The sequence below is a fragment of the Amycolatopsis sp. NPDC024027 genome, assembly GCF_040638975.1.
Lineage (GTDB): Bacteria > Actinomycetota > Actinomycetes > Mycobacteriales > Pseudonocardiaceae > Amycolatopsis.
Map to the genome: position 1 here is coordinate 1 of NZ_JBEZYY010000014.1, position 7035 is coordinate 7035.

3 protein-coding genes and 1 pseudogene are annotated in these 7035 nt (G+C 67.0%); 2 read left to right on the top strand and 2 right to left on the bottom strand.

Going from position 1 to position 7035, the window contains the following annotated elements; genetic code table 11:
- Positions 1-314: 314 nt before the first annotated feature.
- Together AB0F52_RS30030 and AB0F52_RS30035 are read right to left on the bottom strand one after the other, a co-directional pair.
- A pseudogene (locus tag AB0F52_RS30030) lies at positions 315-1304 on the bottom strand (IS481 family transposase).
- 317 nt (positions 1305-1621) lie between these two features.
- On the bottom strand, positions 1622-1876 hold the full coding sequence (locus AB0F52_RS30035; RefSeq protein WP_360178273.1) for a hypothetical protein: 255 nt from the start codon (positions 1874-1876) through the stop codon (positions 1622-1624).
- A gap of 1293 nt (positions 1877-3169) precedes the next feature.
- Here AB0F52_RS30035 and AB0F52_RS30040 point away from each other — a divergent pair.
- Both AB0F52_RS30040 and AB0F52_RS30045 read left to right on the top strand, forming a co-directional pair.
- Positions 3170-3502, top strand: a complete 333-nt coding sequence (locus AB0F52_RS30040; protein WP_360178276.1) for a CU044_2847 family protein — start codon at positions 3170-3172, stop codon at positions 3500-3502.
- A 43-nt stretch (positions 3503-3545) separates the two neighbouring features.
- Positions 3546-7035 (top strand): CHAT domain-containing protein (locus AB0F52_RS30045; RefSeq protein ID WP_360178279.1); only part of this gene is annotated, 3490 nt, incomplete at its 3' end.

The following is a 7035-nucleotide window of genomic DNA, read 5'->3' on the forward strand; positions in this document are numbered from 1 at the left end:
GAACGCGTTCGAGATCGCCTTCGACGGCCGTCTGGCCGCCGGACGCAAGTAGATCCCCCTTCAACCCGAGTTACACCGCTCGTTTGACAGACCCGCGGCATGAGAGCGCGTTGTAGCAATTGGGCAGCCCGACCGACACTTCCCTTGCTCAAAGAGCTTGACGAGGGTCTAGTGTGATCGATTCAGTCGAACTGGTGGCCGCGGCGTTGGCTGCCGGTGCCGCGGCAGGCACACGCGAGACGGCATCCGCCACGGTAATGGATGCGTATTCCAGAGCCAAGACGCTGGCCCTGCACCTGTTGCGCCGCGCAGAGCTAGTTGTATGAGGCCCTGACGTTGGTGACGCCGGTGTGGAGCCGGGATGCTGGTGGCTGGTTTCCGGCGGCGGTGTGTGGTCGATGGTAGTTGTAGTGGATGTTCCAGACGGCCAGGGCTGCGGTGCGATGGGCTTCGCTGAGCCAGACGTGGGCGTAGAGGAACTCTTCGGCCAGGATGCGGTTGTAGCGTTCGACTTTGCCGTTGTGGCGTGGGGTGTTAGGGCGTGATCCGCTGGTGGCGGGCTCCGCGTAGGACGGTGGCGAAGTCGTTCGCACGGTAACAGGCCCCGTTGTCGGTGACCAGGCGGTGGATGTGGGTGATGCCGTGGGTGGCGAAGAATGCCCGGGCGCGGTGGACGAACCCGATCGCCGTGCGGGCTTCTCATCGGGCAGGGCTTCGGTGTAGGCCAGCCGCGAGTAGCCGTCGACGGCGGAGTGCAGGTAGGTGTAGCGGGCCCGCTGACCTCGGGTTTTGCCGCGAGCGATGCGTTTGTCCTGGTCGCTGCCTTTGCCGTGGATCCGCCAGCCACCACCGTCGGGGATCCGGCCGGTCTTCTTCACGTCGAGGTGGACCATGTGGCCGGGCCAGCAGGCGATGATCCGTTGCGGTTGCCGGTTGGTGTCACCGGTGGGGTCGATGAAGCGCCGTCGGTTCAGCCCGAGGTGGAGCAGGTGGCGTCCGACGGTGCGGACCGAGATGGTGATGCCGTCGGCGGCGAGTTCGGTGGCAATCCGGCGGGCGGAGTACTTACGTTGCCGGCACAGCTGCTCGATCCGGACCACCACATCGGCGGGGGTGGCGGTGGGCTGGTGGTGCGGGACGCTCGGGTGGTCGAGCAGGCCGGTCTCGCCGTGGCGGCGGTAGCGGTTGACCCACTTGGATGCGCATTGGCGGGAGATGCCCATCTCGGCGGCGACGTGGGCGATCGGGCGGGTCCGGCAACGCGCGACAAGCTTCGGCGGCGACTCCGAGCAGAAGCTGCACAGTCTCCGGGTCCGGCACCCAGGCCAGCGGGATGCCTTCCGAGGGGGAAAACCGGACGGCCGCGATGAAGTCGACCTTCAGCACCTCGTCGGTGATCCAGTTCGGCGGTGCCGCACGGCGGTAATAGGCCTTGGCCTCCTCGCCTACCGTCGTGGCGGCCTTCTTGATCCAGGGCGCCAACCCATCGACAGCACGCTGGATCGAGCCTGCTACCTGCTGCGCCCACTCGGACTGCTGCTCACGCAGCCACTTCCAGCCGGCTCCCCAATCACCGACCCCGGACGCGGCGCGCGCCGCGTCCGCCCCGATCTCGGCGAACTTACGCCGCTGCTTCTCGACACCCCCCGGCGAGCTGAGCAGCCGGACTGCTCGCGATCGCCCAGCTGATGTCTGCGGCGTCCTGCGCGATGCGAGCCACCGCCTGCTGCGCGGTGGATGCCGACGAGGTCGGTGTGACCAACCGCTGAAACGGCTTCGGCACTTCGACCGCGGCGGACGGAAACGACGCTCCGGCTGCCGATCGGCTGGCATCGTCGCCGGACAGCTCGTCGGATGCGGGCTCGGCCCGGATCACCCGAGGGACGCTCGGTGCTCATCCGCTGAGACTAATGCGGTGCCCGACCGCGATCAGCCGGATTGGCACGCTGCAGCCGACACGATCGGGACAGGCGCACGACGTCGGTACGGCCTGGCAGATCGTCGACCGACAGCGCGGACGCCGGCGTCTCCTGGCCAAGGACAGCCGTCGACGGGGCACCCCACATTCGACCGCTTCTCACCTACTGCGCTCAAACCGACAGTCGCTGACCGGGGCGCCGACATCGGCCGGGCCAGCAGCCGCTGGCGATCATTCAGGCCGCGACCAGGGTGTCGATCGATCACTGGACGACGTCAAGATAGACACTAAATCGCCCCTACTCCTGGGTAGCAAAAAAGCCCAGGTCTACGACCTGGGCTTTGCTCCCCCGCTTGGACTCGAACCAAGAACCCTCCGGTTAACTGGAGGTTCTAGACGTGGGACGACGTCAGTCGATCTAGCTGGGATGTTTGCATTCGCTCATGCTCTGATTCGGTGTCAATCGACGTCGATCGTCGCCGTTTATGGAGCATAAATGCTCCCTCGTTTGTGATCACCGAACCCGAGAAGGTCTGCGCGCGGCTTCGGCAACCTTCGGGTTCGACTCTCCGACGGGGCTGCCCAGGGCTGGGAATGGGTCCAACCAGAGGATGCCCGTCGACCAACTCATCGTCGAAGGACTTTCAAGATACCTGGACCGGGCGAATGCTCACGACCACAACACCCCTGAGAAGACAGTGGCGTATCGGCAAGTGCGGCTGCCGTACTAGGAACGATCCTCCGCAATGGTGATGAGGCCGATGTGATCCGCGCGGTCGTGGCCGCAGTCGTCGCCGTGTCGGATCGCCAAGGCGCTGCGGCTTCGGATGCGTCCTGGTTCGGTGACAGTGGCTGGCATGAGGTCCGACGGCTCGCTGCTGAGGCACTGACCTGTCTGGCACTGTGAATCCTTAGGTCGGCTCCATGGCTGGTGAGCAGGCGTATGCGCCACGGCTGCGCGATCAGCGGCATAGAGAGTGCGTTACAGACAGTGATCAGGCGCGTAACACTGCTGCGGTTCGAAGCGACAGTTCACCACGTTGAAGGTCGACCCCCGCTGAGCCGGGTGCGGCCGGTTGTCACGGAGAAACGCGTCGCATCTGACGGACAAACCGGCGACGGTAATCAGACGTCCGGAATGCCGAATAGCAGATGCCAGGTGACTGTCGCGGTCAGGTCTCGTTCGGTGCCCGGAGGTAACGGAGTTGGCGTGGGGTACGACTGTGGGGTGGTCTGACGGAGGGAGTTGTGGTGGTTGGCCAGGTTGTGCCGATGCGGTTCGGTGGGGTTGAGGTGCTGGTAACGACGGTGCCGGTAGCTGGGAACGAGCCGACGTCGAGGGTGGGTGATGCGGGTGCGAAGGCGGTGGATGCGTTCGGTCGGGCGCATGAGGTGATCGTGGGTGCAGCGGCTTCGGCGGTGGAGGTGCTGGGGAAGCTGGCGGCGGAGGCGGCGCGTCCGGACAAGCTGGAGGTTGAGTTCGGTCTGGGTTTTTCGGCCAAAGGCAATGTGATCGTCGCGGGCGGGTCGGTGGACGCGACGTTGAAGGTTAAGCTGACCTACGAGTCCAAGCCCGCGGAGTAGCGCCGTGCCACCTGATCCGAGTATTCCCGCTTACCTGGGTCGGGTGCTGACGGCCGATGGCGCGCCGGTTGGGACGTGTTTCCAGGTTTCGCCCGGCGTTCTGGTCACAGCTTGGCAGGTTCTGGACGACCTCGGCCGCGGCGACGAGGGTGATGCGGTCGAGGTGGATGCCCTCGACGGGGGCACGCAGGCCACGAGCGCGCGTGTGGTGCGGTCTGATCCGCTACACGATCTGGCGGTGCTGCAGGCCGACGTGCCGCTGTCCGGGTCGGTAACCGGGTGGTTCGCAACCGATTGGGTGCCGCTCACGGATGCGGTCGTCGTTACCGGAGTGTCCGCAGTGGACGATCCCGGCCACCCGGCGTATGGCCTCGACGCGCCCGGGCGGTGGGCTGGTGGGACGACACGGGACCGGCAAGTGCCGCTCGGGCGGTTGTCGGCCAAAGACGTGATGAAGGGGATGAGTGGCGCGCCGGTCCGGCGGCTCGCCGACGATCGAGTGGTCGGGGTGGTGTCGGCCCGGTACAACTCGGCTGATGGCTGGCTGGAGCATTCGGTGTGGGTGGCCCGCACCGAAGATCTGCAGAATCTGCTCATCGATGTTGCGACGGTGATGGTCGATGGTGTGCCGGATTTGGGCGAGGCCGTGGATCTGGTCCTGGAGGTGACCGACACCGAAGTGCGGCTCACCGACCCGGTCACCGCAGTTGCTGCGCCGCATCGTGGGATCAGCGCCGGGCTCGCGGCTGCAGTGGGCGATGCGCGCCGTGCCCGGGCACGCGCCGGTGTCCTGGGCACCACGATCGGGCTCGATTCAGGCGGGGCTGAGTCGGTGGGTGCTGTGTCGCTGCGGCAAGCTGGGCATTTGCTGGCGGAGTCGTTCCTGCCCGAGCCTGTCGCGAACGCGCTGGCGCGAGTGCTGCGGCACGCAACGGCAAAGCATCTGCCAGTGCGCATCGGCGTCAAGGCGCCCGGCTGGTCGGGGCTGCCGTGGGAGGCGATCCCGGACCCGCTGACGTCACGCCCGCTGGCCTTGTGCCCATTGGTCACGGTGTTCCGCCAGGTGACGGCACCGAAAGTGCGGAAGGTGCCGGGGCCGTTGCGGATCCTGGTCGCGATCTCCGCACCGGAGCGTGGCGGTGGCCCGCTACTGGACTATGAACGGGAGCTGCGCAACGTGGTCGCCGCGGTCCGCGGCGCTCGCGCGGGCGACGCGGACGTGCGTGTGGTGCCCTTCGCGACGACCGCGGCGATCCGGGCCGCGCTGGACGAAGCCCCCGCCCATGTGCTGCATCTGTCGTGTCACGGTGGTCCGGGGACGCTGGACCTTGAAGCCGAGGACGGCTCTGCCCGGGCGGTGACCGCGGCGGAGCTGGTGGCCGAAGCGATCCCGCCGGGGACGATGCCGCCGGTGGTGTGCTTGGCAGCCTGCTACAGCGACGTGCCTGGTGAGGAAGGCGCGCCGTCGTTGGCGGCGAGCCTGGTCGAGCACGGTGCGAGCGTGGTGATCGGGACCGAAACCTCCGTGACCGACTGGTACGCGACCGCGTTGTTCGCGCGCGTCTACCAGGAGTTGGCCCAGTCCGCAGTCCCCGATGTGGTCGCGGCGGTCGCCGACGCCCGCCGTATCGTGCAGTTGCAGCTCGCCTCGTCCACGCATCCGCGGGAGAGCCGGCTGGCTTGGCTGGACGAGTGGAGCGTCGTCACCGTCCTGGCCGGGGCAGGATCGACGGTGGTGTTCGACCCGGGGGCCCGTGAGCCGGTGCCGGCGCGGGGGCGCAAGTCTGTGGCCGGGTTGCTGGGGCGCGGTCACGGTGAATTCGTCGGACGCGGTCGTGAGCAACGAGTTGTCCTGGCCGCGTTTGCTGGGCGTGCGGTCAGCGGTGTCGTCTTACATGGCATCGGCGGCGTCGGAAAGACCGCACTAGCAGCTGAGCTGCTCCACCACCTGCGATTCCCTGTAGTAGCCGTCTGTCAGGGCGAATTGTCCGTAGACAGTGTGCTGACCGCCATCGCCGGCGCGTTGCGCCGCCACCTCGCGGTGGAAGGCGGCCACGAACAACTATTACGTGCTCTCGACTACGCGGGACGCGAGCAGCCGTGGCGTGACCGGTTCACCGTCTTGCGCGAGCAGGTCCTCGGTGTCGTGCCGGTGCTGGTGGTGCTCGACAACTTCGAAGACAACCTGACCGACCAGGACCTCACCGACGGCACTCTGGCCGAGCTGCTGGCCCTGTGGGCATCGGATCCTGGCGGGAGCCGGCTGCTGATCACCTCGCGCTATCCGTTCACCCTGCCCGGCGACGCGCAGCGCAGTCTTCGGTTTTTGCTGGTAGGGCCGATGTCGATGGCCGAGACGTTCAAGCTGATCTGGTCACTGCCGACGCTGGACCGGCTCAGCGACGCCGAAATCGACCAGGTGTGGCGGCTGGTCGGCGGGCATCCGCGCAGCCTCGAATATCTCGACGCCCTCCTCAACCACGGCCACGCCCGCTACCACGACGTCACCCAACGCCTCACCACAGCGATCGAAGCCCGGCCGGACGCCCACGCCGCTTTGACCGCCGACACCCTCGACGCTGCGCTTGCCCAGACCTTGACCTTGATCGCCGACGACGTCCTGCTCGACGAACTCCTGCACGCCCTTGACGAGCACCCGGGTGCTCGTGAGCTGCTCCTGGGCGCCTCCGTCTACCGGGAACCGGTCGGAACGGCGGCGCTGCTGTTCCAGATCGGCGAGGTCGACGACACCGCCGCCTACCAGCCCGACGTCAGCGGCGCGCAACAACGCATCCTCGCCGTCCTCGAACAACACCACATTCCCGTCGAAACCTTCACCGCCGGCCATCTGCCCGCCGGGATCCTCGCGCAGATTCAACCCGATCTCGACGAGCTGAGGACGCCGCCTCGCCCACCACGGTCGACAGCGCACGATCTGAGTGCACTCATCGAGGACCTGGCCGCGACCAGCCTGCTCGCTGTCGACACCGACGAGGGCACGGTATTTGTGCATCGCTGGACCGCCTCGGAACTCGAACGCCGCTGGCGAGACGACGACAACGAGGACCAACTGCGCCAAGCGCACCGCAACGCCGCACACTACTGGCAGTGGCGCATCCAGGTCTGGCCCCAAGACCGCGACGACGACCTGCACGACGCCCTCGAAGCCCGTCACCACCTCATGGCGAGCGACCAGCTAGACGACGCGGAAAAAATCAGCCAGATCATCGTGGAGCGCCTACACCTCATCGGCGCCTGGGACCACGAATCGACACTCAGCCACCATACGCTCGAGGTGCTGGCACGTACTGCAGACCAACGAGCGCGGTGGCACCACCAGCTCGGCGTACTCGCCCAGGCTCGCGGTGACTACGCCGAGGCCGAACGCCGCTACACCGACTCCCTCACCGTCAAAGAGGAACTCGGCGACCGTGCTGGCATGGCCAGCAGCTACCACCAGCTCGGCATCCTTGCCCAGGCTCGCGGTGACTACGCCGAGGCCGAACGCCGCTACACCGACTCCCTCACCATCA